The following is a 23,983-nucleotide window of genomic DNA, read 5'->3' as shown; positions in this document are numbered from 1 at the left end:
GCGAAGGAAGGACGACGCCATGCAGTACACACGCCTCGGGAGCTCCGGCCTCACCATCAGTCGAGTCGCCCTCGGGTGCATGAGCTTCGGCGACCCCGACAGCGGCTTCGCGACGTGGGTGCTCGACGAGGAGCAGTCGGCGCCCTTCTTCCGGCAGGCCGTCGAGCTCGGCATCACGTTCTGGGACACCGCCAACGTCTACTCGAAGGGCGCGTCGGAGGAAGTCGTCGGGCGCGCGATCGACGAGTTCTCCTCCCGCGACCAGATCGTGCTCGCGACGAAGGTCTTCTTCCCGATGCACGCCGGCCCCGGCGGCAGCGGTTTGTCGCGGAAGGCGATCATGGAGCAGGTGGATGCCTCGCTGCGCCGCCTCGGGACCGACTACATCGACCTCCTGCAGATCCACCGGTTCGACCCGTCGGTTCCCGTCGAGGAGACCATGGAGGCCCTGCACGACGTCGTGAAGGCGGGCAAGGCGCGCTACCTCGGCGCGTCGGCGATGCACGCCTGGCAGTTCGCGAAGATGCAGCACGCCGCCACCATCCACGGCTGGACGCGGTTCGTCTCGATGCAGGATCAGTACAGCCTCCTGTACCGCGAGGAGGAGCGCGAGATGTTCGGTCTCCTCGCCGATCAGGGGGTCGGCAGCATCCCCTACAGCCCGCTCGCGAAGGGGAGGGTCGCCCGCCCCTTCGGCGACAAGATCAGTGCCCGGTCGCAGAACGACCCGGTGGGGACCGCGCACTTCGCGGACCCCGACGCCGAGAAGCCGGTGATCGATGCGGTCGAGCGCATCGCCGCCGACCGCGGCGTGCCGATGGCGCACATCGCCCTCGCCTGGGTGCTGGCCAACCCCGTCGTCAGCGCCCCCATCGTCGGCGCGACCGCACCGCACCACCTCAGCGACGCGGCCGCCGCGGTCGACCTCACCCTCACCGATGCCGAGATCGACCAGCTCGGCGCCCACTACGTCGTCCGCCCGCCGGCGGGCTATTGAACCCCGCGGCGACCCGCGCGGCTGAAAGGAACACCATGGACGCGATCCCCTCCGTCACCCTGAACACCGGGGCCGGGATGCCGCTGCTCGGCTTCGGCGTCTTCCAGATCCCCGCCGACGACACCGAGCGCGCCGTGGCCGACGCGATCGCCGCCGGGTACCGGCTGATCGACACCGCGGCGAGCTACGGCAATGAGGAGGCGGTCGGTCGCGGCATCGCGGCCAGCGGCATCCCGCGTGAGGAGCTCTTCATCACCACGAAGCTGTGGATCCAGCGGCGCGGCGAGCAGGGCGCCCTCGAGGCGATCGAGACGTCGATGGCGAAGCTCGGGCTCGACTACCTCGACTTGTACCTCGTCCATCAGCCCTTCGGCGACTACTACGGCGGATGGCGGGCGATGCAGCGGATGCACGAGGAAGGGCGGCTCCGTGCGATCGGCGTCTCGAACTTCGCCCCCGACCGGCTCGTCGATCTCATCGAGTTCGGCGGGATCGTCCCGGCCGTGAACCAGCTGGAGGTCAACCCGTTCCACCAGCAGGCCGACTACCAGCGACTCCTCACCGACGAGGGGGTCGTCCTCGAGGCCTGGGCGCCCTTCGCCGAGGGCAGGAACGACCTCTTCGCGAACCCGGTGCTGACCGGGATCGGCAGCGCACACGGCAAGACCCCCGCCCAGGTCGTGCTGCGCTGGCTGCTGCAGCGCGGCGTGGTGTCGCTCGCCAAGTCGGTGCGGCGCGAGCGGATGACGGAGAACTTGGCGATGCAAGACTTCGCGCTCTCGGGCGAGGAGATGGATCGCATCGCGGCCCTCGAGGTCGGCCGGTCCCAGTTCTTCTCGCACGCCGACCCCGACATGGTGCGGCGGCTCGCTGCGCGCGCTGCCGGCTGAGAGACACGTCACCCCCGCCGCGCCGATGTCGGTGCGGCGGGGGTGCCGTGGGTGGGGATCAGTCCTGCTGCGCCTGCGCGTAGCCTCGGCTGAAGCCGCGCTCGTACGCCTCGGCGACGGCGGCGCCGCCCCGGTCGCCGCAGCCGCGACCGTGGTGGTCGTGGTGCGCGTGCCGCTCGTGGTGCCCGAACCGGCCGGGCTCTCCGTGGGCGAATCCGGGGTGGGGTGCGCCTCCGCCGAAGCCCGGGCCGAAGCGGTGGCCGAAGCCGCGTCCGAAGCCGCGCCCGAAGGGGCCGCGCTCGCGCCGGTGCTCCCGTCCGGGGCGGGACGGCATCGGCTGGGACTCGTCCCAGCCGAGTTCGCGGGCGATCGCGTCGAGAGATCGGACCAGCGTGTCGAGGTCGTCCTGCGGGACGGCGGCGGTGATCCGGTTCTGCACGTCGGCGACGATCTCATCGCGACGAGCGGATGCCTCGGGTCCGGCCTCGTGCATCCGCCGGTGCACCTCGCGGGAGAGCAGGCGGTGGACGAGCTTCAGTCGGAAGCCGAGGGGCAGGGTGTCGTTGTCGTGGGGGGTGTTCATGGGATGTCCTTCCGAGACGTCGTGTCATCGGCGGACTCTCCGCGATGACCATTGCATGTCAGTATGCAAGTACATGCAGTGTGACATGCAACCCTGATTCATGTCAAATGACATGAATCGACCGTCGGGCGGTATCGTCGAGGGGTGACCGATCCGACCGGCGATCTCGACGCCCTGCTGGCGGCCTTCGCGCAGATGCGCCCCCGCGGCGGTCCGCACCGCCACCACGGCGGCGGTCCTCACGCGCACGGGCCGCACGACGGCGGCACGCCCTGGATGCGCGGCGGCCCGGGTGGCCCGGGTTTCGGTCCGGGGATGCGGCTGGCGGGCGCGCCCGCCCGCATCCGTCTTCTGGACGCCCTCGTCCACGCCGAGCACCCGCTGTCGGTGAGTGAGATCGCCGACGCGATCGGCGTCGACCAGCCGCGCGCCTCGCGCCTCGTGCAGCAGGCGGTCGAGATGGGGCTCGCGGCCCGCGAGGCCGACCCCGACGACGCGCGCCGCACCCGTATCGCGCTGACCTCCGAGGGTCGTCGCCGCGCGGGGGACTTCCGCGGCGAGCGGCGCGAGCGGCTCTCGCGTGCGCTCGCGGACTTCACCGACGCCGAGCGCGCCGAACTCGTGCGCCTGCTGGGCAAACTCGCGGCATCCTGGCCCCGCGACTGACCCGCTAACCCGGAGACCGTCGTCGGCGCAAGAAGGTGAGCGGATGCCGGGGCCCCAGTAGCCTGGCGAGATGTCCGACAGCGCCCCCGTGTCCGAGACCGCCACCACCTCCACGATCGGCGCGCGCGCCAAGCCGAGCATCTGGGTGATCGCGCCCGCCGCGATCGTCGCCGTCGTCTTCAGCGCGTTCGCGATCGCGTTCCCGACGCAGGCGGAGGCGTTCTTCGGCACCATCCAGGGCGCCATCATCGACACGTTCAGCTGGTACTACGTCCTCATCACGGCGTTCTTCGTCGCGTTCTGCCTGTTCCTCGGCTTCAGCCGCTTCGGCGACATCCGACTCGGCAAGGACGACGACAAGCCCGAGTTCTCGACCGGTGCCTGGTTCTCACTGCTGTTCGCCGCGGGCATGGGCATCGGTCTCGTCTTCTACGGCGTGAGCGAGCCGCTCAGCCACTTCGTCGATCCGAAGCCCGGCGTCGAGGGCACGCCGGCACAGCTCGCGCAGTCGGCGCTGACGCAGACCTACCTGCATTGGGGCGTGCAGGCCTGGGCCGTCTACGTCGTCGTCGGCATCGCCCTCGCGTACGCCATCCACCGACGCGGACGTCCGCTGTCGATCCGCTGGGCCCTCGAGCCCATCCTCGGCCGCCGCGTGCGCGGCGGCTGGGGCAACGCGATCGACGCCATCGCGCTCGTCGGCACCCTCTTCGGTGTCGCCACGAGCCTCGGCCTGGGCGTCCTGCAGATCAGCTCCGGTCTCGACAGCGCGGGGATCATCTCGAACCCGGGCCTGCTCGTCCAGGTGATCATCATCGCCGTCATCACGACGGCCGTGCTCTTCTCGGTGCTGTCGGGGGTGACGAAGGGCATGAAGTGGCTGTCGTCGCTCAACCTGATCCTCGCGGGCCTCCTGCTGCTGTTCGTCCTCTTCACGAACGACACGTTCTACCTGCTGCGCGAGTGGGTGCAGTCGATCGGCTCGTACCTGCAGGACTTCATCGGCCTGAGCTTCAGCGTCAGCGCGTTCCAGGGCGCCGAGGGGCAGGCCTGGCAGGCGACCTGGACCTCGTTCTACTGGGGCTGGTGGATCTCGTGGGCCCCCTTCGTCGGCATCTTCATCGCCCGCGTGAGCCGCGGCCGCACCGTCCGCGAGTTCGTCATGGGCGTGCTCATCGTCCCCACCCTCGTGGGCGTGCTGTGGTTCGCCGTGCTCGGCGGCTCGGCGATCAAGCTCGAGCTCGACCGCCCCGGGACGATGACCCAGGCCGACGGGTCGGTGAACATCGAGGGCGCGCTGTTCCAGCTCTTCGAGAGCCTGCCCGCGCCGCTCCTGCTGACCATCGGCGCGCTCGTGCTCATCGCGCTCTTCTTCGTCACCTCGGCGGACTCGGGCGCCCTCGTCATGGGGATGATCGCGACCGGCGGCGACCCCGAGCCGAGCAAGCCCGTGCGCACCCTGTTCACCCTCATCACGGCGCTCCTCGCGATCGCCCTGCTCGTCGCGGGCGGCCTCACCGCCCTGCAGACGGCGGCCATCATCATCGCGCTGCCGTTCAGCGTCGTCATGCTGCTCATCTGCTGGGCGACGGTCGTCGCGTTCCAGCGCGAGCGACGCATCTACGAGAAGGCCGAGCGCGCGCAACTGCTCGAGCACATCGGTGAGCACTACGGACTCGAGGTCGAGTCCGAGAACGAGCGCGGCATCCGACTCCCGTGGGGCCGGAAGCGGGGCGACTGAACCGCCCCGCCCCCGGACTCAGACGGTCTCGAACAGGAGCGCGAACGACGCGTCGCGCGCCGGCAGGCGGTACCGGGGCAGCACGCCCGGGCCGCACGTCGCGGTGCTGACGCCCGACTGCGCGATGTCGATCGAGACGTGCGTCGCGGTCGGCTCGGGCACCAGCGACGCGTGCGACGTAGTGCGGCGTCGACGGTCAGCACGTCGGCGACGCGCGGCTCGCCGGTCGCGCGGGCCTCGGCCGGCAGGCCGATCCGCTCGCGCTGCCGCGGGCCGACGGCGGCCCGTCGAGCGACTGGGTGGGGGCGTCGCCGGCAGACGCGTGCGCGGGGCGACGGATCCTTCGCCGGGACCGATCCGGGCGACGTCGAAGGCGGTCATCGCGCGGCCTCCGCCGGGAGCGATGCGGGGCTCAGCCGCGACGCGGCGGCGGCGTCGAGGACGAGCGTCACGCGGTCGTGGCGCTGCAGGAAGGATGCCGGCAGGTCGGCCGTCTGCGGCCCCTCGACGGTGCGGGCGACGGCCTCGGCCTTCGACTCGCCCCACGCGATCAGGACGATCTCGCGGGCGTCGAGGATGGTGCCGATGCCCTGCGTGAGGGCGTGCGTGGGGACCTGGCCCGCGTCGCCGTCGAAGAAGCGGCTGTTGTCGGCGACGGTGCGAGGCGCCAGCTCGACGACACGCGTGCGGGAGTCGGGGGCGGAGCCGGGCTCGTTGAAGCCGATGTGCCCGTTCGCGCCGATGCCGAGGATCTGCAGGTCGACCCCGCCGGCCCCGGCGATCGCCGCCTCGTAGCGGGCGGCGGCCGCGGCCGGGTCGGCGGCCGCACCCTCGGGCACGTGGACGCGCGCGGGGTCGAGCCCGAGCGGTCCGGTGACCTCGCGGGCGATGACGGAGTGGTAGCTCTCGGGGTGGTCGACGGGCAGGCCGACGTACTCGTCGAGGGCGAACGCGGCCGCGCGCGACAGGTCGAGACCGGCTGCCACGCGTGCGGTGAGCGCGCGGTAGAGGGGCTGCGGGCTGGACCCCGTTGCCACACCGAGGACCGGGGAGGCGAGGTCGGCGACCGAGGCGGCGACGACCGCCGCGGCGACCTCGCCGGCGCCGGCCGCATCGGGGGAGAGAAGGATCCTCACGAGAGCACCTTTCGGGGGGAGAGCGAATCGCGGCGGGCGACCGCGAGGGCGACGGCGCCGACGACGGGGGGTTCGTCGAGCACGTGGAGTCGGAGCGCACCGTGACGCCGCTGCAGTTCGGTGCGCAGGAGGTCGGCGAGCACGGGCTGGGCGGTCATGACGCCGCCCGCGGCGATGACGTCGGCGCCCCGCGCGCCGCGGCCGCGGACGGCGACGACGGCGTCGGCGAGGTGGGCGGCGGAGGCTGCGACGACCTCGTGCGCGAGCGGCGAGCCCTCGGCATCCGCCGCGAAAACCCGCGGAGCGAAGCCGCCCCACGACGCCTCGCTCGCCTCGGCCTGGAACCGCAGCGCCAGGTCGACGTGGTCGACGGCGCCGAACGCGTCGAGGAAGCGCGCCGCGAGCGGGTCGGCCATCGCCGCCGCGCCGTCGCGGTCGACGGCGCGCAGCAGGGCGACGGCGGCGCGACGGGCGATCCCGGGCGCGCTCGCGTCGTCGGCGATGAGCCAGCCGTATCCGTCGGCGGTCACCGGTTCGCCCTCGCCGTCGAAGCCGACGATCACCGAGCCGGTGCCCGCGATGACGCAGACAGCGGCCTCGAGCCCCATCGCCGGGGCGAGGAGTACCGCATCGTTCACGACCTCGACGTGGCCCGACATCCGCTCGGCCAGCAGTGCCGTCGCCTGCAGTCGCTGGCGGGTGCTGTCGATGCCGTGCGCGCCGACGATCGTCACCTCGGGCGCGGTGCCGACGGTGTCGAGGACGAGGCGGGCGAGCCGGTCGAAGTTCGCCGCGTGGTCGAAGATCGCGCCCTCGCGCCACACCTCGCTCGGGACGACGCGGTCGAGGACCGTCCCGTCGACGAGCGCGCGCAGCTGGGTCTTCGTGCCGCCGACGTCGACGCCGACGACGGACCCGGTGGTCTCGGTGAGGTCAGGCAAGGTAGACCGCCCCCTTCACGTGGTCGATGATGAGCTGCCCGATGCCGACGAGGGCGGCATCCTCGCCCAGCGCGCCCACGACGACGGCGGGCGGGCGGGGGATGCGGCCCTCGAGGCGCCGGGTGACGCCGCCGACGAGCAGGTCGGTGCGCCGCGGCAGGCGGCCGGCGAGGATGACGACGCGGCAGTCGAGGATGACCGACAGGGCAACGACCGACATCGCGATGTGGTCGAGCAGACGCTCGGCGTTCGCAGAGCCCGACGCGCTCTCGTCGTCGAGGACGGCCATGGTGGATGCCTCGGTTCCGCCGGCCCCGCCGAGGGCGAGCACCCGCGTCTCGAGGTCGCCGCCGGTCGGACGCGGCTGCGAGAACGCCTGCGGGTCGGTGATGAGGTAGCCGATCTCGCCCGCGGCGGCGCCCGCGCCGCGCACGAGGCGGTCGCCCGAGACGATCCCGGCGCCCACGCCGATTCCGAACACGAGCGCCGCGAGATCGCCCGTGCCCTGTCCCGCACCGTGCGTCCACTCGCCGATCGTCACGGCGTTGGCATCGTTCTCGACGACGACGGGCAGCCCCGTGCGGGTCTGCAGCGCGTCGCGGACGGCGACGCCGTTCCAGCCGAGCTCGACCGAGTCGCTCACCGCGCCGTCCGCGTCGACGACACCCGGGACAGACAAGCCGATCCCCTGCGCCGGGCTGCCGATCTCGGCCGCGACGCGGATGAGGCGTTCGGCGAGGACGCCGACCCCCTCGAGGCGCGACGACGTCGTCAGGTGGCCGTCGGCATCCTGCAGCTGCTGGGTCTCGGTGTGACGTGTCTCGCCGTCCAGGTCGATGAGGGCGCCGCGGGCGATCGCCGAGGTGACGTCGACGGCGACGACCGTGCGGGCTTCGCCGAGGTGGCGGTAGCGGTGGGTGGGGCGGCCGACGCCGCCGGTGTCGCGTTCGACGCCGAGCAGGCCCTCCTCGACCATGCGCGCGCACAGGCGGTGGACCGTGGCCGAGGCGAGCCCCGTGGCCGCGACGAGCTCGGCGCGACCCAGGGGTCCGGCGGTGCGGAGCGCGTCGAGGATCGCGGTCCGGTTGATGCGGGTGACGTCGGCGTTGGTCGCCGTGCCCCTGTTCCCCGCTGCGCGCACGCCGTTCACGGATTCCCTTCCGGACCCTTTCGTCTTACTCTGAGATAAAAGCAGACGGATGCCGGGGGCGCAAGGTCGCACGCGGCACCGTCTATCGTCGGAACGGTGCCCTCGCGGACGCGCGTCCCGCGCGCGAGGCCCGTTGCCCGTCGCGGCCCCGCATCCCCCCGCTGCGGCATCCGGCCGTCACCGGCCGAGAGGAAACCCCATGACCGAGCACGTGCTGTGGTACCGCCGTCCCGCCGAGACCTGGAACGAGGCCCTCCCGCTGGGCAACGGCGCCCTGGGGGCCATGTGCTTCGGCGGCATCGCCGACGCGCTCCTGCGCCTCAACGACGAGACCGTCTGGTCGGGGAGCCCCGCCAGCGAGCTCGCCGCCCCCCTGGTGACGGCGGACGAGGCCCGCGACGCGCTCGCCGCCGCCCGCGAGGCCGTCGCCGACGGGCGCGAGGACGACGCCGACCTGCTCGTGCGCCGCCTGCAGCACCGTCACGCGCAGTCCTTCCTCTCCTTCGCCGACCTGCGGCTGCGGATCGACGGAGCGGATGCCGCCGAGCTCACCGGATACCGCCGCGAACTCGACCTGCGCACCGCGACCCACACGGCCGGCGGCGGACTCGACGGCAATCGCGTGCATCACCGCACGTGGATCAGCGCGCCCCACCGCGTGCTCGTCCACGAGCTCGAGAGCGACGACCCGATCGACGTGCGCGTCGAGATCGAGACGCCGCTGCGCGAGCTCGGCCGGGTCGAGAACGACGCGGCGACGACCCTGCTCGTGCAGGTGCCGTCCGACGTGACGCCCCCGCACGACGAGGTGGACGAGCCCGTCGTCTACGAGGAGGGCGCCGCCGCGGTGCGCGGCGCGCTGCACGCCCGCATCCTCACCGACGGCACCCTCGTGCGCGGCGGCCGCGTCCTGCGCGCCACCCGCGTGACCGTCGTCCTCGCGACCGCGACGACCTTCACCGGGATGGGGCGGATGCCGGAGGGCACCGAGCGTGCCGCCGCGCGGCGCGCGACCGAGCTCGTGAACGCCGCCGTGTCGGCCGGTCTCGACGAGGTGCGCACGGCGCAGCTGCGCGACCACACCCGCCTCTACGACCGGGCCGAGCTGACCCTCGCGGCGGCGCCGGAGTCGGCCCAGCTCGACACCGCGGAGCGCCTGCGCGCGCTCGGCGACGGCGGCTCCGTCGACGTGGCGCGCGACCCCGGCATGGCTGCGCTCCTGTTCCACTACGGCCGCTACCTGCTGCTCTGCTCGTCGCGGCCCGGCGGGCTGCCGGCGACCCTGCAGGGCATCTGGAACCAGGACGTGCGCCCGGAGTGGAGCTCGAACTACACGACGAACATCAACGTCGAGATGAACTACTGGGCCGCGCACACGACGAACCTCAGCGAGACCGAGGAGCCCCTGCTGGGACTGCTCGACGCCCTCGCCGACAGCGGCGCCGAGACCGCGCGGCGGCTCTACGACGCCCCGGGTTGGGTCGCCCACCACAACACGGATGCCTGGGGGTACACCCAGCCGGTCGGCGACGGCGAGCACGACGCCGCATGGGCGTTCTGGCCGATGGCGGGGCTGTGGCTGTGCCTGCACCTCGCCGAGCGCGAGGCGTTCGGGGTCACCGACCGCGCCGAACGCCTACAGGCGTTCCGGCTGCTGCGCGGTGCGACGGCGTTCGCCCTCGCCTGGACGGCGGTGTCGGACGACGGTGTGCGCGGCACCGCGCTGTCGACCTCGCCCGAGAACGTCTTCCGCACGGCGAGCGGCGCCGCGGCGTCCATCTCGGAGTCGGCGACGCTCGACGTCGTGCTGCTGCGCGCGCACCTCGACGCGTTCGTCCGCGTCGCGCACCTCGTCGGTCAGGAGGACGACCCGCTCGTCGCGCAGGCGGTCGAGGCCCGCGCCCAGCTGCCCGGGATCCCGGTCGTCGACGGGACGATCGCCGAGTGGCCCGGCGGTCGCGAGGCCGTCGACCCGCACCACCGCCACCTGTCGCCGCTCGTGTTCGTTTACCCCGGCACCGAGCCGCTGACCGAGGACCTCGCCGCCGCGGCATCCCGCTTCCTCGACCTGCGCGAGGACGAGTCCACCGGCTGGTCGCTCGCGTGGAAGATCGCCCTCCGCGCCCGCCTCGCCCAGCCCGAGCGCGTCGCCGCACTCCTCGCGCTCGTCTTCCGCGACATGTCCGTCGACCGCGGCGACCACTCGGGCGGCCTGTACGACAACATGCTCGCCGCGCACCCGCCGTTTCAGATCGACGGCAACCTCGGTTACACGGCGGGTCTCGCCGAGTGCCTGCTGCAGTCGCACGGCGACGAGATCGCGCTCCTCCCGGCGCTGCCCGTGGCGCTCGGCGCCGGATCCGTGCGCGGCCTCGTCGCCCGCCCCGGCATCGAGGTCGACCTCGCGTGGGATGCCGCCGGTGCCGTCACCTCGGCGCGGGCGCGGGCCCGCGTGGCCACCGCCGAGGGAACGCACGCGTTCCGGCACGGCGACCACCGGATGGAGGCCGTGATCGGCTCGGCGTGGAGCGTGCTCATCGGGGAGTGATCGGCATCCCCCAGCCCTCGTTCGGGAATGCCCACGGTCTCGCGGCGTTCCCTCGAGACATGACACACGTAGGAATCATCGGCGCAGGACACATCGGCTCGGCCATCGCTCGCGTGCTGGTCGGGCAGGGCCATCAGGTCGCGATCGCGAACTCGCGCGGGCCGGAGACCCTCGCAGAGCTCATCGCCGAACTCGGCGAGAACGCGCAGGCCATGACGGCAGCGGAGGCCGCCGCCTTCGGTGAGTGGGTCGTGGTGACGGTGCCGCTCAAGGCCATCGACGACCTGCCCGTCGCGGAGCTCGCCGGCAAGATCGTCGTCGACACCAACAACTACTACTGGGAGCGCGACGGCCGCATCGCCGAGCTCGACGAGAAGAAGACCACGACCTCGCGCATGCTGCAGGACCGCCTGCCGCAGTCGACCGTCGTCAAGGGCTTCAACCACATCCCCGCCGCCGACATCACGACCGACGGCGCCCCCGCGGGATCGCCGAACCGCCGCGCCCTCGCGACCGCGAGCGACTCGCAGGACGGCGTGACCTTCGTCACCAAGCTCTACGACGACTTCGGCTTCGACACCGTCAACGTCGGCGGCCTCGACGAGAGCTGGCGCGTCGAGCGCGACCAGCCCGCGTACGTCATCCGGCAGAACGCGGACGAGCTGCGCGAGAACCTCGCCCGCGCCGAGCGCTGAGCCCCGGCATCCGCTCGCGAGCCGACGCGAACGGCACTCCTCCCCGGTGGATGGATGCCGAACGCGTCGGCTCGCGGTCGTTCAGCGCAGGTGCGCGGGACGGGGGAGCTTCACGAAGAGCATCAGCACGAGTCCCAGCACGAGGACGATCGCGATGCCCAGGATGCCCCAGTAGGTCGCCCCGAAGACGGCGATGAAGAGCGTCCACATGGCCGGCGCGAGGAAGCTCACGACGCGGCCCGTCGTCGCGTAGAGCCCGAAGACCTCGCCCTGCATGTGCTCGGGTGTGACCCGGGCGAGGAGCGACCGGGTCGACGCCTGCGCGGGACCGACGAAGGCGCACAGGAGCAGCCCGAGGATCCAGAACGGCAGCTTGCCGGCGTCGTGCAGCAGGAACACCGCGAGAGCCGTCACGACGAGGCCGCCGAGCGAGGTGAGGATGATCGCCCGCGCGCCGTACCGGTCGTCGAGGCGGCCGGCGACGACCGTCGAGATTCCCGCGACGAGGTTCGCGGCGATGCCGAACAGGATCACCTCGTTCGGCGAGAACCCGAAGGCCACGGCGGCGAGGACGCCGCCGAACGCGAAGACGCCGCCGAGCCCGTCGCGGTAGACGGCGCTCGCGAGCAGGAACCACGCGGTCGGGCGGTGCGAGCGGAACAGGTTCGCGATCGAGCGGAAGAACTCGCGGAACCACGCCGCGAAGCCCAGCGGCGGCGCTCCGGCGGGAGCGGGCGGTTCGGGGACGTTGCGGAAGAGCGGGATCGCGAACACGATCGTCCACACGGCGCAGCCGACCGCGATCAGCCGGTAGGCGAGTCCGTTCGACGTGTCGAGGCCGAACCACTCGACCGCGTTCAGGACCACGACCGCGACGAGGGCCAGGATACCGCCGATGTAGCCGAGCCCCCAGCCGAGACCCGACACCTTGCCGACCGTGCGCGGGGTCGAGACGCTCACGAGCAGTGCGTTGTAGTTGACGCCGGCGATCTCGGAGGCGACGGCGCCGAGCGAGACGAGGATCGCGCCGATCCAGAAGAACGACGGGTCGGCGAAGACGAAGAACAGGCCGAACTGCAGGAGGGCCAGCAAAGCGGTCGCGATCAGCAGCCAGCGCTTCTTGCGGCCCTTCCGATCGGCGACCTGACCGAGGATCGGCGCCAGCAGCAGGATCGCGAGCCCCGCGATCGTCGAGACGAGGCCGTAGCCGCTCGACAGATCCGCGAGGGCGGACTGCTTGAGCGGGTCGTCGTCGGCGAGGGCCGCGATGTCCGCCGGCAGGAAGGTGTCGGAGACGAGGTACAGCGACACGAAGACGAAGGTCAGGATGACCGAGTTGAACGGCTGGGTCGCCCAGTCCCACATCGCCCACGACACGACGCTCTTTCGCGCGACGGGGCGCTCCTCGAGGTCCTGGAACATCACGGGCAGGGCGCCGCTGTCGGCGGTGGCGGGGATCTCGGGCGTCCCGCCGCTGGAACGCGTCATGAGGCGCACACTACCCCCGCCGCGGTACTTCCCGGTGACGTCCGCAGACCTGCAAACTTGATATGAGTCGGCTCAAGTTGGTTTGACGCTCGGCACGGGTCGGAGTAGCCTTGAGTCATCGCGGCTCAGGTTGTGGCCGGAGCCGCGGAAAGACTTCAGATCTACGCAAACGCCACACGAAGGAGAATCACATGGCACGTGCAGTGGGAATCGACCTCGGAACGACCAACTCGGTCGTCGCCGTCCTCGAAGGTGGCGAGCCGAAGGTCATCGCCAACGCCGAGGGTCTTCGCACGACCCCCTCGGTCGTCGCATTCACGAAGGACGGCGAGGTGCTCGTCGGCGAGACCGCCAAGCGCCAGGCCGTCACGAACGTCGACCGCACCCTCACCTCCGTCAAGCGCCACATGGGCACCGACTGGAAGACCCAGGCGATCGACGGCAAGAACTACACGCCGCAGGAGATCTCGGCCCGCATCCTGCAGAAGCTCAAGCGCGACGCCGAGCAGTACCTCGGTGACACGGTGACGGATGCCGTCATCACCGTCCCGGCCTACTTCAACGACGCCGAGCGCCAGGCCACGAAGGAGGCCGGTGAGATCGCGGGCCTCAACGTGCTCCGCATCATCAACGAGCCGACCGCCGCCGCGCTCGCCTACGGTCTCGACAAGGGTAAGGAGGACGAGCTCATCCTCGTCTTCGACCTCGGTGGTGGAACCTTCGACGTCTCCCTGCTCGAGGTGGGCAAGGACGACGACTTCTCCACGATCCAGGTGCGCGCCACCGCCGGTGACAACCGCCTCGGCGGCGACGACTGGGACCAGCGCATCGTCGACTACCTGATCAAGCAGTTCAAGGACACCAGCGGCGTCGACGTCTCGAGCGACAAGATCGCCCTGCAGCGTCTCAAGGAGGCCGCGGAGCAGGCGAAGAAGGAGCTCTCCAGCTCGCAGTCGACCTCGATCAACCTGCCCTACCTCTCGCTGACCGACTCGGGCCCCGTGTCGCTGTCCGAGACCCTGAGCCGCGCGAAGTTCGAGGACCTCACGAAGGACCTGCTCGACCGCACCAAGAAGCCGTTCGAGGACGTCATCCGCGAGGCCGGCATCAAGGTCGCCGACATCGACCACGTCGTGCTCGTCGGTGGGTCGACGCGTATGCCCGCCGTGAGCGAGCTCGTCAAGAAGGAAGCCGGCAAGGAGCCCAACAAGGGCGTCAACCCGGACGAGGTCGTCGCCGTCGGCGCCGCCCTGCAGGCCGGTGTCCTCAAGGGTGAGCGCAAGGACGTGCTGCTCATCGACGTCACCCCGCTGAGCCTCGGCATCGAGACCAAGGGCGGCATCATGACCAAGCTCATCGAGCGCAACACGGCCATCCCGACCAAGCGCAGCGAGACCTTCACGACCGCCGACGACAACCAGCCGTCGGTCGCCATCCAGGTCTTCCAGGGCGAGCGCGACTTCACCCGCGACAACAAGCCGCTCGGCACGTTCGAGCTCACCGGCATCGCGCCGGCACCCCGCGGCATCCCGCAGATCGAGGTCACCTTCGACATCGACGCGAACGGCATCGTGCACGTGTCCGCCAAGGACAAGGGCACGGGCAAGGAGCAGTCGATGACGATCACCGGCGGCTCGTCGCTGCCGAAGGAGGACATCGAGCGCATGGTGCGCGAGGCCGAGGAGCACGCGGCCGAGGACAAGAAGCGCCGTGAGGCCGCCGAGGTCCGCAACCAGGCCGAGACCCTCTCGTACTCGATCGAGAAGCTCCTGAACGAGAACGCCGACAAGCTGCCTGAGGACGTCAAGACCGAGGTCCAGGCCGACGTCGACGCCCTCAAGACGGCGCTCGCGGGCGACAACGACGACACCGTCAAGGACGCCTACGACAAGCTGAACTCGTCGCAGACGAAGATCGGCGAGGCGATCTACGCCGCCAGCCAGGCCGAGGCCGCACAGGCCCCGACCGACGCGCCGGCCGGTGAGCAGGCGGCATCCGATGAGGATGTCGTCGACGCCGAGGTCGTCGACGACGAGGACGAGAAGAAGTAAGCATGGCGGACAAGGACTTCGACAAGCCGGACGACGGCGACGAGGTCGTGGACTCCGGGGCTGCCGACCAGGCGGCCCCGGAGGGCGCCGCCGACGGTCCCGACACGCAGCCCGAAGAGCTGACGGTCGACGACATCCTCGGCGCCGCCCAGTCCGACGAGGCCGCGGTGGCCGATGCTCCCGCCGAGGAGCACGACCTCGTCCTCGACCTCAAGCGCGTCCAGGCCGAATACGCCAACTACCGACGCCGCACCGAGGAGCAGCGCGAGGTGGAGATCGCGCGCGCCAAGGGTTCCGTCGCGAAGGGGATGCTGCCGGTCCTCGACGACCTCGACCGTGCCGAGAAGCACGGCGACCTCGAGGAGGGCACGCCCCTCGCCGCGATCGCCGACAAGATCCGCACGGTCGTCGCCCGCCTGGGCGTCGAGCGTTACGGCGAAGCCGGTGAGGCCTTCGACCCGCAGCAGCACGAGGCGATCTTCCAGGCGCCGACTCCCGGCACCACCGAGGCGACGATCCTCGAAGTGGTCGAGGTGGGCTACCGCCTGGGCGACCTCGAGCTGCGTCCCGCCAAGGTCGTCGTCGCCGTCCCGGCCGAGTAAGGGAAGGGAGGGGCAATGGCCAGTCAGGACTGGTTCGACAAGGACTTCTACAAGGTCCTCGGTGTGTCGAAGGACGTCTCGGATGCCGAGTTGAAGAAGACGTACCGCAAGCTGGCGCGCACCTACCACCCCGACTCGAACGCGGGGGATGCCGCGGCCGAGGCGAAGTTCAAGGAGATCAGCGAGGCGTACTCGGTGCTCAGCGACAAGGAGCAGCGCGCCGAGTACGACCAGCTGCGCGCCATGGGCTCGGGAGCGCGCTTCCAGCCCGGCGCGAGCGGCGGCGGGTTCGAGGACGTGTTCAGCAGGTTCTCGACCGGAGGAGGCGGCCAGCAGGCCGACTTCGACGACCTGTTCGCGATGTTCGGGCAGCAGGGCGGGGGCCGCTTCGGCTCGGGCCGCTTCGGGCAGCCGAGCGGCGGGTTCCGCGGCTTCGGCGGTCCGCAGCGCGGTGCCGACGTCACCGCCCGCACGACCCTCGACTTCACCACGGCCGTGAAGGGCGACACGATCACCCTGCAGGGCGAGGACGGCAGGCCGATCAAGGTCAAGATCCCCGCGGGGGTCTCGGACGGCCAGAAGATCAAGCTGCGCGGGCGCGGCCGGCCCTCCCCGGACGGCGGCGAGGCGGGCGACATCGTGCTGACGGTGGGCGTGCGCCCGCATCCCGTCTTCACGCGCGAAGGGCTGAATCTCCGCATCCACGTCCCCGTGACGTTCACCGAAGCGGCCCTCGGCGCCACGATCGAGGTGCCCACGCTCGGCGGCGACGTCGTCAAGCTGCGCGTGGCCCCCGGCACCCCGTCGGGGCGTGTGCTGCGCGTCAAGGGGCGGGGCGTGCAGACCGCGAAGGGCACCGGCGACCTGCTCGCCGAGGTGCAGGTCGCGGTCCCGACGCACCTGGACGGACCGGCGCGCGAGGCGTTGGAACGCTTCCACGAGCTGGAACCCAAGGAGAACCCCCGCGCCGATCTGATGGCCAAGGCGCGCGAGTGAGGTGAGAGGCATGGCGAACGAGCAGGTCGACGAAGAGGCCCCGATCCTGGCGATCGCGGTCGCGGCCGAGCTCGCCGGCATGCACCCGCAGACCCTCCGTCAGTACGATCGGCTGGGACTCGTGGTACCGGCGCGCACCCGTGGCGGGTCGCGCCGGTACTCCCTGCGGCACGTCGCGCAGTTGCGCGAGGTGGCTCAGATGTCGGCCGACGGCGTGAGCCTGCCGGCGATCTCGCGCATCATCGAGCTCGAGAACGAGGTGCGGATGCTGCGCCGCGAGGTCACGGGACTGCAGGGTCGCCTGCGCGACGAGGTCGCCGCCCGCCGCGGTGCCCGCGTGTTCGCCGCCGGCGCGACCGGCTCGGTCGTCACGCTCCGTCAGGGAACGCGCGTGCGCCGCGCGACCGACGTCGTGCTGTGGCGCCCGCATCCGTCCCCCTCCGACGACTGACGCTTCTTCGTTCGCCGAGGGGTCGCAGATGGTCGCCCGACGGCGTCTGAAGCGACCATCTGCGACGTCTCGAGGCTTCTCCAGGGGGTCCGACGGGCGGGCGGATGTCCACAAGGGGGCGACGGGCGGGTGGGTGACGGTGATCGCGGCGGGATCGTTGGCGGATGCCGAGTGTCCTTCCCCCGGGTCTCCCCGACCGCTTCCTCGTCGCGCAGGCTCTCGGCGCCGGCGTCACGCGCCGTCGGTTGCGGCATCCGTCCCTTGCGGCGCCGTTCTACGGTGTCCGTTCCCGTGAAGAGGCTCACGACGTCAGGGCGCTCGCCCTCGGCTATCTGCCCAAGCTGCGGGCCGGGGAGCATTTCTCGCACGCGACGGCGCTCGTCCTCGCGGGAGGGTGGGCTCCCGATCGACTCCGGTCCACCCTCGATGTGACCGCGATCCCACCGATCGTTCGGGCTCGCGGGGCGGGAGTGCGCGGGCACCGTTCCCAGGCGGCCCGCCTCCGGCTGATGGACGGGATGCCGGTGGTCGAGCCGGCGATCGCGTGGTGCCAGGCGGCATCCCTTCTCAGCGATCGTGAGCTCGTCGTCGCGGCGGATGCGCTGCTCCGTCGCCACCACCCTGTGCTCACCGTCGATGCGCTGGAGGCCGCGGTCGCCGAGCGGGACGGGTCGCGCGGCGTGCGGCGATTGCGACGTGCGCTCGAGCTCACAGAGCCGCAAACCGATTCCGTCGCGGAGACGCTCCTTCGTCTGGACGCGCGGGAGGCCGGGCTTCCGCCCTTCGAGGTGAATGCCGAGATCCGGGATGCGCACGGTCGGTTCCTCGCCTACGGCGATCTGGTCCACGCGCCGACGAAGGTACTGCTCGAATACGACGGGCAGCAGCATCGCCTCGACGACCGTCAGTACGCGCGCGACGTGGATCGGTTGGACGACCTCGCCGCGGCGGGGTGGCGGGTCATCCGGGTGAACCGTTCGCATCGCGGCGCCGCCCGCCGGTGGGCACTCGAGCGCACCCGCGCCGCCCTCCTCGAGCGGGGATGGCGCCCCGAGGCGTCGCAGATGGTCGCTGCGCGCCGGCGAAAGTGACCATCTGCGACGTCTCGGCGACGGGGCGCGCGGATGCCGGGGGTCAGGCGGGGTCGATGCGGAGGGTTCCGGGGCCCTCGCCGACGGTCAGGTCGTCGACCAATCGCAGCGAGCGGGCGAGGGCGTCGACGGCGGGGATGACGGTGCCGAACCGCTCGCGGTCGGAGATGACCGCGGTGAGTGTCACGAGGTGGGTGCCGGTGTCCCACGTGTACGACGCGAACGGGGTCTGACGCGGGTTCGGCGGCAGCGGCATCTCGAGCTTCTCGCCGACACCCAGGGGCGAGCCGGTGAACGTGACGGTGTCGTCGTACTCGATCGGCATGCTCGCCCGCATCGTGCGCAGCTGGGGCGTGAGCTCCTGCACCTGGGCCATCGCGACGAGCAGCTCGGGATCGTCCCTCCACACCCACGCGAGCAGCCGCCCGTCGGCGCGGCGCATGAGGGCGGGGATCGCCTGGCTCATCGCCCACGCCGCCACCTTGCTACCGGGCTGCTCGCGGCCGAACGCGGCGTTCGCCTGGGCGAGCAGCATCCCGATCGCCTTCTTGCGGGCGCGTCGTCCACGGAACCCGAAGGATCCCGTGATCGGGACCCATCGCGCGGGGTCCGCCTGGGCAGAGATTCGCGTCATGCCGACAAGCGTAGGTTGCTATCATCCGCCTATGCTGCGCGTCCCCCACGCTCGCAGCGCCGTCGCAGTGATCGTTGCGATCGCGCTCGCCCTCACCCTTCCCGCCTCGCCCGCGTTCGCCGCCTCCGTCCCTCCCAAGGCGGGCCTCGTGAACTACGTCGGCGCCTCGACGACCTCGCTGACGGTCGACTGGGCCGACATCCCGGGAGCGACGAGCTACTACGTCTACGCCGGCACGAGCCACGCGCAGGTCACGCGGCCCGAGCACCCCGTCAACCAGAAGACCACGACCTCCAAGGCGACGGTCACGGGGTTGAAGCCCGGGGTCGCGTACTTCATCCAGGTGCGCGGGGTGTCGTCGGCGGGCATGGGTCCGCGCTCGTCGCCGGTCGCGCACGAGACGATCACGGCGCAGGCGACCCTGCCGGCGTCGTGGCCGAGCTATCACGCGGTGAGCTGGAACGTCTGCTCCAACGTCTGCTCGGGCATCGCCTCGCGCAAGACCGTCATCGACAAGCGCATCGCCGAGCTCGCCCCCGACATCGTCGCCCTGCAGGAGGCGTCGAAGTACACCGCCGCCCCCTCGGGCTACCGGTTGGCCTACAACGGGCAGAACGACATCCTGATCCGCACCGGCCGGTTCGCCCCCGTCGCCGCGAAGTCCGGGGGCGCGACCTCCGGCGCGACGCTCTTCCCCTCGACCTACGCGTCGGCCGGCAAGGGGATGTCGTGGGCCGCCGTGCGGCACAGTTCCGGCGCCTATCTGCTCGTCGTCAACACGCACCTCGTGGTCGGCACCTCGGCATCCGTCGTCCGTCAGCGCGAGTACGAGGCCGGCAAGCTCGCCGACGCGATCTCGGCGACCCTGACCAGGCTGAACAAGACGCATCGGTCGCTCACCGACTGGACGAAGGCGCCGGTGATCGTCCTGGGCGACTTCAACACGCACAAGTCCCGCACCGGCGACAAGACCATGGCGGTGCTCGAGCAGCGCGGCTGGCACGACGCGTACGACCAGGCGCGTGTGCTCAGCCTGCAGCACTACAACACCGCGAACCCGACCATGTCGCTCACCCCGTTCGTCAGCGTCACGTGGGGCGACCACGTCGACAAGGTGCTCGTGCGGCCGTCGCGGTCGGTCGTGTTCCGGTGGGCGAACGCGGGCAAGACGGCGGGCGGAAAGTGGATCGGACCGCTCGGGTCGGACCACCACCCGCTCTCGGTGCGCCTCGGTCTGCGCTGATCCGGGGGCGGGGCGCGCCGGGCTCCCAGCGGAGGAGTTCCCGGCCCCCGGCTAGAATCGAGGCTCGGCGCCCCCGCATCCCTGCGCCCCACCGGTGGGACCCACCACTCCCGCCATCGACGCACAGATTGGCCCGTACCCCGTGACCATGACGCCCCCGGACCATCCCGCTTCTGAACGCGGACCCCTCACCATCGTGATCGCGGCCGACACGTTCGCGCCCGACGTGAACGGCGGCGCGCGCTTCACCGAACGCCTCGCCGCCGGGCTCGCCGAGCGCGGCCACCACGTGCACGTCGCGACGCCGAGCGTCGGGCACCGCAACCACGGCGTGTTCACCGAGGAGATCGAGGGGCAGAAGCTCACCGTCCACCGCCTGCCCGGCTGGCGGTACCGGCCCCACGACTGGCTGCGTTTCGTGCTGCCGTGGATGGGCAAGCACTACGCGCGGCAGATCCTCGACACGGTGGACGTCGACGTCGTGCACAGTCAGTCGCACATCGTCATCGGCCGTGCGTTGACACGCATCGCGAACCAGCGCGGCATCCCGGTCGTGGCGACGAACCACATCATGGCCGACAACATCCTCGACTTCACGCTGCTGCCGAAGTTCCTCTACGACATCTTCCTCAAGCTCGCGTGGGCCGATGCGGAGCGCACCTTCAAGATGTCGCGCGCCGTGACGACCCCCACCCGCAGGGCGGCGGAGTTCCTCGAGAGCACGATCGACATCCAGGGCGTCGTCCCGATCAGCTGCGGCATCCGCCAGAGCAACTACACACCGGACCTCGCGCCGCGCGAGAAGCGTCGGCGCGTCCTGTTCGTCGGACGCCTCACGACCGAGAAGCACGTCGAGGTCACTCTCGAGGCGATCGCGAAGCTGCCCGACCTCGACATCGAGTTCGAGATCGTCGGGGGCGGCGACCAGCGCAAGAACCTCGGACAGGTGACGCAGCGCCTCGGGCTCGAGGACCGCGTCACGTTCCGCGGACGGGTGTCGGAGGACGAGCTGCGCGCGGCGTACACCCGTGCCGACGTCTTCGTCATCGCCTCGGTCGCCGAGCTGCAGTCCATCGCCACGATGGAAGCCATGGCCTCGGGCCTGCCCGTCATCGCCGCGAACGCCGTCGCGCTGCCGCACCTCGTCCACGACGGCGAGAACGGCTACCTCTTCGAGCCCGGGAACGTCGACGAGCTCGCCGAGAAGATCCGCACCGTGCTCACCGCCGACCAGGCCGAATACTCGCGCATGCAGCACGCGTCGCTCGACGGCGTCGTCATCCACGACATCGAGCGCACCCTCGACACGTTCGAGAAGCTCTACCGCGGCGAACCGCTCGACGTCTGACATGCGTCTGTTCTTCGACGCGCGCTACATCCGCACGGACTTCCACGACGGCATCAGTCGCTACTCGGCCGAGCTCGCGCAGGCGGTGGCGGATGCCGCATCCGCCCACCGCACCGAGGTCACCTTCCTCATCCACGACGAACGGCAGCGGGCATTCCTGCCGAAGGGCGCGATCACGCTCACGATCCACTCGCCGACGTCGGCCAAGGAGCCGTTCGCGTCGCTGCTGCTGAACCGGCACCGACCCGACGTGCTGTTCTCGCCGATGCAGACGATCGGGTCGGCGGGGCGGCGGTTCCGCCTGATCCTCACGCTGCACGACACGATCTACTACCGGCACCGCACGCCCCCGCGGGCGCTGCCCTGGTACGTGCGGCTGGGGTGGCGGCTGTTCCACCTGTCGTACTGGCCGCAGCGCTGGACCCTCAACGCGGCCGACCTCGTCGCGACGGTGAGCGCGACGAGTGCCCGCCAGTTCGCCCGCGTGCGGCTGACGAAGCGGCCGGTCGTCGTGATCCCGAACGCCCCGCAGCGCCTCGCCGCGCTCCTGCCCGAGGGCACGGCGGTCGGCGCGGGTCCGGTGCGGAACCTCGTCTACATGGGCTCGTTCATGCCGTACAAGAACGTCGACACGCTGGTGACGGCGATGCGGCAGCTGCCCGAGCACACGCTGCACCTGCTCTCGCGCATCACTGCGGAGCGTCGCGCCGAACTGACCGCCCTCGCCGGCGGAGCCTCGGTCGTGTTCCACGACGGGGTGACGGATGCCGCCTACGCGGCGCTCCTCGCGGACGACGCCGCCCTCGTCACGACGAGCCTCGACGAGGGGTACGGGCTGCCGGTGGCCGAGGCGTTGGAGCTCGGCGTGCCCGCCGTCGTGACCGACATGGAGATCTTCCGCGAGGTCGCCGGCGACGGCGCGCTGTACGTCGACCCGCTCGACCCCGAAGCCGTCGTGAGCGCCGTGCGCTCGCTCGACGAGCCCGGGGTGCGCGAGCGGCTCGTCGCCGCGGGCACCGCCCACATCGGCGCGTTCGACTGGAAGCGGTCGGCGGAGATCCTGCTGTCGGCGGCGCGGGACCTCGTCAGGCGCTGATCAGACGGGGCCGCCGGGGTCAGTACAGCGCGGACGCGATGCTGGATGACGCGAAGCTGAGCACGGTGCCGACGAGCTGCGCCGCGGCGAGACCGATCGCGATCCCGCCCAGGAGGCGGTCCGCGCCATCCCGTCGCGCAGCGAGGATGCCGAGGACGAGCGCGACGACCGCGATGAGGCAGGTGAACAGTGCGAACGCGGCGTTGACGACTCCGGCGAGCGTGTAGTTCGACGACGTGTAGAGCTGGATGGAGATCGCGGGCCACAGTCCGCCGAGCAGGATCGGCACGGCGCCGACGATGACGGCGGCGACGGCCAGGCCGCGACCGCGAGCGGGCGGTCGCGGGCTGTAGGAGGGCGGGTACGGCGGGGGGACGGCGGTGCTCATGGGGGTTCCTCTCGCGAGGCCCCGAGTCTAGGGGAGGCGGGGAGCGCGCGGGCAGGTCGGCTGCCGGCGGTAGCCGTCGGTGGCGACGAGGTGGATCGTGCCGATGACGGCGACGACGACGAGGGACAACAGGATGAGGAGGAGTGCGGCGGTCATGGCAGGAACGCTATGCTTAGCGGCATCCTGCCACGAGTGGCCGTGAAGACACTGCCCGCAGGAATCCTGCCAACGCGTGACCGGAGGTCGCCCATGATCCGTACCGTCGCCTGCATCGTCCAGTCCGGGTTCGCTCCGTTCGAGTTCGGACTCGCGTGCGAGGCCTTCGGGCTCGACCGCCGCGACGACGGCATCCCGAACTTCGACTTCCGGATCGTCACGCCAGATCCCGGCGCCGTGCCGAGCAACCTGGCGTTCTCGATCAACGTCGGTGAGGACCTGGCCTTCGCCGATGAGGCGGACGTCGTGGTCGTGACACCCATCCCGCGCGAGGCGTGGGCGAGCGTCGACGCGCGCGTGCTGGAGGTCATCCGGCGTGCAGTTGACCGCGGCGCGTGGGTGCTGACGGTGTGCAGCGGGTCGTTCGCGGTCGCGGCCGCCGGCGTGCTCTCGGGGCGGCGCGCCACGACGCACTGGCGGTACGCCGACACGATGGCGAGCATGTACCCCGACATCGAGGTCGATCCGAACGTGCTCTACGTGCAGTCGGACCGCATCATCACGAGCGCGGGGACGGCGGCCGGGCTCGACGCGTGCCTGCACCTGCTGCGGATCGAGCTCGGCGCCGAGGCGGCGAACACGATCGCGCGGCGGATGGTCGTGCCGCCGCAGCGCGACGGCGGGCAGGCGCAGTTCATCGCGACGCCCCTGCCGGTGTCGACGTCGCTGTCGCTCACGCCGGTGACGGACTGGATGCTGGAGAACCTGCACCGGGACCTGTCGGTCGATCAGCTGGCGGCCAAGGCGCACATGTCGCCGCGGACGTTCGCGCGCCGCTTCAAGGCCGACTACGGCACGACGCCGGCGGCGTGGCTGGGGCGCCAGCGGATCCTGCACGCTCAGCGGCTGCTCGAGCAGACCGACCTGGGGCTCGACGCGATCGCCTACGAGTGCGGGTTCGGCTCGGCGGCGGTGCTGCGGCAGAACTTCTCGCGGGTGCTCGGCACGACGCCGACGGCGTACCGCGCGCGGTTCGCCTGCGCGGACGATCTCGTCGGAGCCGGTGAGATGGCGTCGTGATAAACTTGAGTC

General features: G+C 71.3%; 24 protein-coding genes. 15 read left to right on the top strand and 9 right to left on the bottom strand.

Annotated elements, in window-relative coordinates:
• Positions 1-19: 19 nt before the first annotated feature.
• Together ACPEH0_RS10800 and ACPEH0_RS10795 are read left to right on the top strand one after the other, a co-directional pair.
• Positions 20-997 (top strand): aldo/keto reductase, encoded by a 978-nt coding sequence (locus tag ACPEH0_RS10800; RefSeq protein ID WP_366214514.1) that lies wholly within the window; start codon positions 20-22, stop codon positions 995-997.
• Between the two features lie 35 nt (positions 998-1,032).
• On the top strand, positions 1,033-1,887 hold the full coding sequence (locus ACPEH0_RS10795) for an aldo/keto reductase (protein ID WP_366214513.1): 855 nt from the start codon (positions 1,033-1,035) through the stop codon (positions 1,885-1,887).
• A 58-nt stretch (positions 1,888-1,945) separates the two neighbouring features.
• Here ACPEH0_RS10795 and ACPEH0_RS10790 read toward each other — a convergent pair whose 3' ends face one another.
• Entirely contained in the window at positions 1,946-2,470 is a 525-nt protein-coding gene (locus ACPEH0_RS10790; protein WP_363380063.1) for a hypothetical protein, read from the bottom strand.
• A gap of 144 nt (positions 2,471-2,614) precedes the next feature.
• Here ACPEH0_RS10790 and ACPEH0_RS10785 point away from each other — a divergent pair, with 144 nt between their 5' ends.
• Positions 2,615-3,136: a MarR family winged helix-turn-helix transcriptional regulator gene (locus ACPEH0_RS10785; protein WP_366214512.1), complete on the top strand. Its 522-nt coding sequence runs from the start codon at positions 2,615-2,617 to the stop codon at positions 3,134-3,136.
• A gap of 70 nt (positions 3,137-3,206) precedes the next feature.
• Positions 3,207-4,877 (top strand): BCCT family transporter, encoded by a 1,671-nt coding sequence (locus ACPEH0_RS10780; RefSeq protein WP_366214511.1) that lies wholly within the window; start codon positions 3,207-3,209, stop codon positions 4,875-4,877.
• 18 nt (positions 4,878-4,895) lie between these two features.
• On the opposite strand, the gene ACPEH0_RS10775 is transcribed toward ACPEH0_RS10780, so the two are convergent.
• Genes ACPEH0_RS10775 through ACPEH0_RS10760 form a run of 4 tightly spaced genes read right to left on the bottom strand, consistent with a single transcriptional unit; the run spans position 4,896 to position 8,104 of the window.
• On the bottom strand, positions 4,896-5,258 hold the full coding sequence (locus tag ACPEH0_RS10775) for a hypothetical protein (RefSeq protein WP_366214510.1): 363 nt from the start codon (positions 5,256-5,258) through the stop codon (positions 4,896-4,898).
• Positions 5,255-6,013, bottom strand: a complete 759-nt coding sequence (locus ACPEH0_RS10770; protein WP_366214509.1) for a glucosamine-6-phosphate deaminase — start codon at positions 6,011-6,013, stop codon at positions 5,255-5,257. Before ACPEH0_RS10770 ends, ACPEH0_RS10775 begins: the two co-directional genes overlap by 4 nt.
• Positions 6,010-6,954: a BadF/BadG/BcrA/BcrD ATPase family protein gene (locus tag ACPEH0_RS10765; protein ID WP_366214508.1), complete on the bottom strand. Its 945-nt coding sequence runs from the start codon at positions 6,952-6,954 to the stop codon at positions 6,010-6,012. The genes ACPEH0_RS10770 and ACPEH0_RS10765 overlap by 4 nt, the downstream gene beginning before the upstream one ends.
• Entirely contained in the window at positions 6,947-8,104 is a 1,158-nt protein-coding gene (locus tag ACPEH0_RS10760; RefSeq protein WP_366214507.1) for an ROK family transcriptional regulator, read from the bottom strand. The genes ACPEH0_RS10765 and ACPEH0_RS10760 overlap by 8 nt, the downstream gene beginning before the upstream one ends.
• A gap of 199 nt (positions 8,105-8,303) precedes the next feature.
• On the opposite strand from ACPEH0_RS10760, the gene ACPEH0_RS10755 reads away from it, so the two are divergent.
• Entirely contained in the window at positions 8,304-10,652 is a 2,349-nt protein-coding gene (locus tag ACPEH0_RS10755; RefSeq protein ID WP_366214506.1) for a glycosyl hydrolase family 95 catalytic domain-containing protein, read from the top strand.
• Positions 10,653-10,711: 59 nt separating this feature from the next.
• Complete coding sequence (locus ACPEH0_RS10750) at positions 10,712-11,347, top strand: NADPH-dependent F420 reductase (RefSeq protein ID WP_366214504.1); 636 nt, start codon at positions 10,712-10,714, stop codon at positions 11,345-11,347.
• An 81-nt stretch (positions 11,348-11,428) separates the two neighbouring features.
• Here the strand turns inward: ACPEH0_RS10750 and ACPEH0_RS10745 are convergent, their stop codons facing one another.
• Positions 11,429-12,835: an MFS transporter gene (locus tag ACPEH0_RS10745; RefSeq protein ID WP_366214503.1), complete on the bottom strand. Its 1,407-nt coding sequence runs from the start codon at positions 12,833-12,835 to the stop codon at positions 11,429-11,431.
• A gap of 191 nt (positions 12,836-13,026) precedes the next feature.
• Here ACPEH0_RS10745 and dnaK point away from each other — a divergent pair, with 191 nt between their 5' ends.
• The 5 genes from dnaK (at position 13,027) to ACPEH0_RS10720 (ending at position 18,026) form a co-directional block, all read left to right on the top strand.
• Positions 13,027-14,886, top strand: a complete 1,860-nt coding sequence (gene dnaK, locus ACPEH0_RS10740; protein ID WP_217528520.1) for a molecular chaperone DnaK — start codon at positions 13,027-13,029, stop codon at positions 14,884-14,886.
• 2 nt (positions 14,887-14,888) lie between these two features.
• The gene (locus tag ACPEH0_RS10735) at positions 14,889-15,488 is read left to right on the top strand and encodes a nucleotide exchange factor GrpE (RefSeq protein ID WP_217528511.1); all 600 of its coding nucleotides are present in this window, start codon (positions 14,889-14,891) and stop codon (positions 15,486-15,488) included.
• 15 nt (positions 15,489-15,503) lie between these two features.
• Positions 15,504-16,484 (top strand): DnaJ C-terminal domain-containing protein, encoded by a 981-nt coding sequence (locus ACPEH0_RS10730; RefSeq protein ID WP_064002621.1) that lies wholly within the window; start codon positions 15,504-15,506, stop codon positions 16,482-16,484.
• 10 nt (positions 16,485-16,494) lie between these two features.
• The gene (locus ACPEH0_RS10725) at positions 16,495-16,935 is read left to right on the top strand and encodes a heat shock protein transcriptional repressor HspR (RefSeq protein WP_366214502.1); all 441 of its coding nucleotides are present in this window, start codon (positions 16,495-16,497) and stop codon (positions 16,933-16,935) included.
• Between the two features lie 164 nt (positions 16,936-17,099).
• Positions 17,100-18,026 carry a hypothetical protein gene (locus ACPEH0_RS10720; protein ID WP_366214501.1) on the top strand — a complete coding sequence of 309 codons (927 nt, stop codon included), beginning with the start codon at positions 17,100-17,102 and terminating at the stop codon, positions 18,024-18,026.
• Between the two features lie 43 nt (positions 18,027-18,069).
• Here the strand turns inward: ACPEH0_RS10720 and ACPEH0_RS10715 are convergent, their stop codons facing one another.
• Positions 18,070-18,660 (bottom strand): hypothetical protein, encoded by a 591-nt coding sequence (locus ACPEH0_RS10715; protein ID WP_311861201.1) that lies wholly within the window; start codon positions 18,658-18,660, stop codon positions 18,070-18,072.
• Positions 18,661-18,691: 31 nt separating this feature from the next.
• Between ACPEH0_RS10715 and ACPEH0_RS10710 the strand changes: the two genes are divergently transcribed.
• From ACPEH0_RS10710 to ACPEH0_RS10700, 3 genes are all read left to right on the top strand, one after another.
• Entirely contained in the window at positions 18,692-19,903 is a 1,212-nt protein-coding gene (locus ACPEH0_RS10710) for an endonuclease/exonuclease/phosphatase family protein (protein ID WP_366214500.1), read from the top strand.
• 148 nt (positions 19,904-20,051) lie between these two features.
• Positions 20,052-21,251 (top strand): glycosyltransferase, encoded by a 1,200-nt coding sequence (locus ACPEH0_RS10705; RefSeq protein WP_366214499.1) that lies wholly within the window; start codon positions 20,052-20,054, stop codon positions 21,249-21,251.
• A 1-nt stretch (position 21,252) separates the two neighbouring features.
• Positions 21,253-22,347 carry a glycosyltransferase gene (locus ACPEH0_RS10700; RefSeq protein ID WP_366214498.1) on the top strand — a complete coding sequence of 365 codons (1,095 nt, stop codon included), beginning with the start codon at positions 21,253-21,255 and terminating at the stop codon, positions 22,345-22,347.
• Between the two features lie 19 nt (positions 22,348-22,366).
• On the opposite strand, the gene ACPEH0_RS10695 is transcribed toward ACPEH0_RS10700, so the two are convergent.
• Both ACPEH0_RS10695 and ACPEH0_RS10690 read right to left on the bottom strand, forming a co-directional pair.
• Positions 22,367-22,735, bottom strand: a complete 369-nt coding sequence (locus ACPEH0_RS10695) for a hypothetical protein (protein WP_366214497.1) — start codon at positions 22,733-22,735, stop codon at positions 22,367-22,369.
• A 27-nt stretch (positions 22,736-22,762) separates the two neighbouring features.
• Complete coding sequence (locus tag ACPEH0_RS10690; protein ID WP_366214496.1) at positions 22,763-22,891, bottom strand: hypothetical protein; 129 nt, start codon at positions 22,889-22,891, stop codon at positions 22,763-22,765.
• A gap of 93 nt (positions 22,892-22,984) precedes the next feature.
• Here ACPEH0_RS10690 and ACPEH0_RS10685 point away from each other — a divergent pair, with 93 nt between their 5' ends.
• Positions 22,985-23,971 carry a GlxA family transcriptional regulator gene (locus tag ACPEH0_RS10685; RefSeq protein ID WP_366214495.1) on the top strand — a complete coding sequence of 329 codons (987 nt, stop codon included), beginning with the start codon at positions 22,985-22,987 and terminating at the stop codon, positions 23,969-23,971.
• Positions 23,972-23,983 lie beyond the last annotated feature (12 nt).

The organism is Microbacterium sp. NPDC079356 (genome assembly GCF_049545465.1).
Lineage (GTDB): Bacteria > Actinomycetota > Actinomycetes > Actinomycetales > Microbacteriaceae > Microbacterium > Microbacterium gawkjiense.
Note: the sequence above shows the minus strand (reverse complement) of the source record. Positions and strands in the feature narration are given on the sequence as shown.

Coding starts and splice junctions, on each gene's coding strand:
- ACPEH0_RS10800 (WP_366214514.1), top strand. CDS start 20: ATGCAGTACACACGCCTCGGGAGCTCCGGCCTCACCATCAGTCGAGTC.
- ACPEH0_RS10795 (WP_366214513.1), top strand. CDS start 1,033: ATGGACGCGATCCCCTCCGTCACCCTGAACACCGGGGCCGGGATGCCG.
- ACPEH0_RS10790 (WP_363380063.1), bottom strand. CDS start 2,470: ATGAACACCCCCCACGACAACGACACCCTGCCCCTCGGCTTCCGACTG.
- ACPEH0_RS10780 (WP_366214511.1), top strand. CDS start 3,207: ATGTCCGACAGCGCCCCCGTGTCCGAGACCGCCACCACCTCCACGATC.
- ACPEH0_RS10775 (WP_366214510.1), bottom strand. CDS start 5,258: ATGACCGCCTTCGACGTCGCCCGGATCGGTCCCGGCGAAGGATCCGTC.
- ACPEH0_RS10755 (WP_366214506.1), top strand. CDS start 8,304: ATGACCGAGCACGTGCTGTGGTACCGCCGTCCCGCCGAGACCTGGAAC.
- ACPEH0_RS10750 (WP_366214504.1), top strand. CDS start 10,712: ATGACACACGTAGGAATCATCGGCGCAGGACACATCGGCTCGGCCATC.
- ACPEH0_RS10745 (WP_366214503.1), bottom strand. CDS start 12,835: ATGACGCGTTCCAGCGGCGGGACGCCCGAGATCCCCGCCACCGCCGAC.
- dnaK (WP_217528520.1), top strand. CDS start 13,027: ATGGCACGTGCAGTGGGAATCGACCTCGGAACGACCAACTCGGTCGTC.
- ACPEH0_RS10735 (WP_217528511.1), top strand. CDS start 14,889: ATGGCGGACAAGGACTTCGACAAGCCGGACGACGGCGACGAGGTCGTG.
- ACPEH0_RS10730 (WP_064002621.1), top strand. CDS start 15,504: ATGGCCAGTCAGGACTGGTTCGACAAGGACTTCTACAAGGTCCTCGGT.
- ACPEH0_RS10725 (WP_366214502.1), top strand. CDS start 16,495: ATGGCGAACGAGCAGGTCGACGAAGAGGCCCCGATCCTGGCGATCGCG.
- ACPEH0_RS10720 (WP_366214501.1), top strand. CDS start 17,100: ATGCCGAGTGTCCTTCCCCCGGGTCTCCCCGACCGCTTCCTCGTCGCG.
- ACPEH0_RS10715 (WP_311861201.1), bottom strand. CDS start 18,660: ATGACGCGAATCTCTGCCCAGGCGGACCCCGCGCGATGGGTCCCGATC.
- ACPEH0_RS10710 (WP_366214500.1), top strand. CDS start 18,692: ATGCTGCGCGTCCCCCACGCTCGCAGCGCCGTCGCAGTGATCGTTGCG.
- ACPEH0_RS10705 (WP_366214499.1), top strand. CDS start 20,052: ATGACGCCCCCGGACCATCCCGCTTCTGAACGCGGACCCCTCACCATC.
- ACPEH0_RS10700 (WP_366214498.1), top strand. CDS start 21,253: ATGCGTCTGTTCTTCGACGCGCGCTACATCCGCACGGACTTCCACGAC.
- ACPEH0_RS10695 (WP_366214497.1), bottom strand. CDS start 22,735: ATGAGCACCGCCGTCCCCCCGCCGTACCCGCCCTCCTACAGCCCGCGA.
- ACPEH0_RS10690 (WP_366214496.1), bottom strand. CDS start 22,891: ATGACCGCCGCACTCCTCCTCATCCTGTTGTCCCTCGTCGTCGTCGCC.
- ACPEH0_RS10685 (WP_366214495.1), top strand. CDS start 22,985: ATGATCCGTACCGTCGCCTGCATCGTCCAGTCCGGGTTCGCTCCGTTC.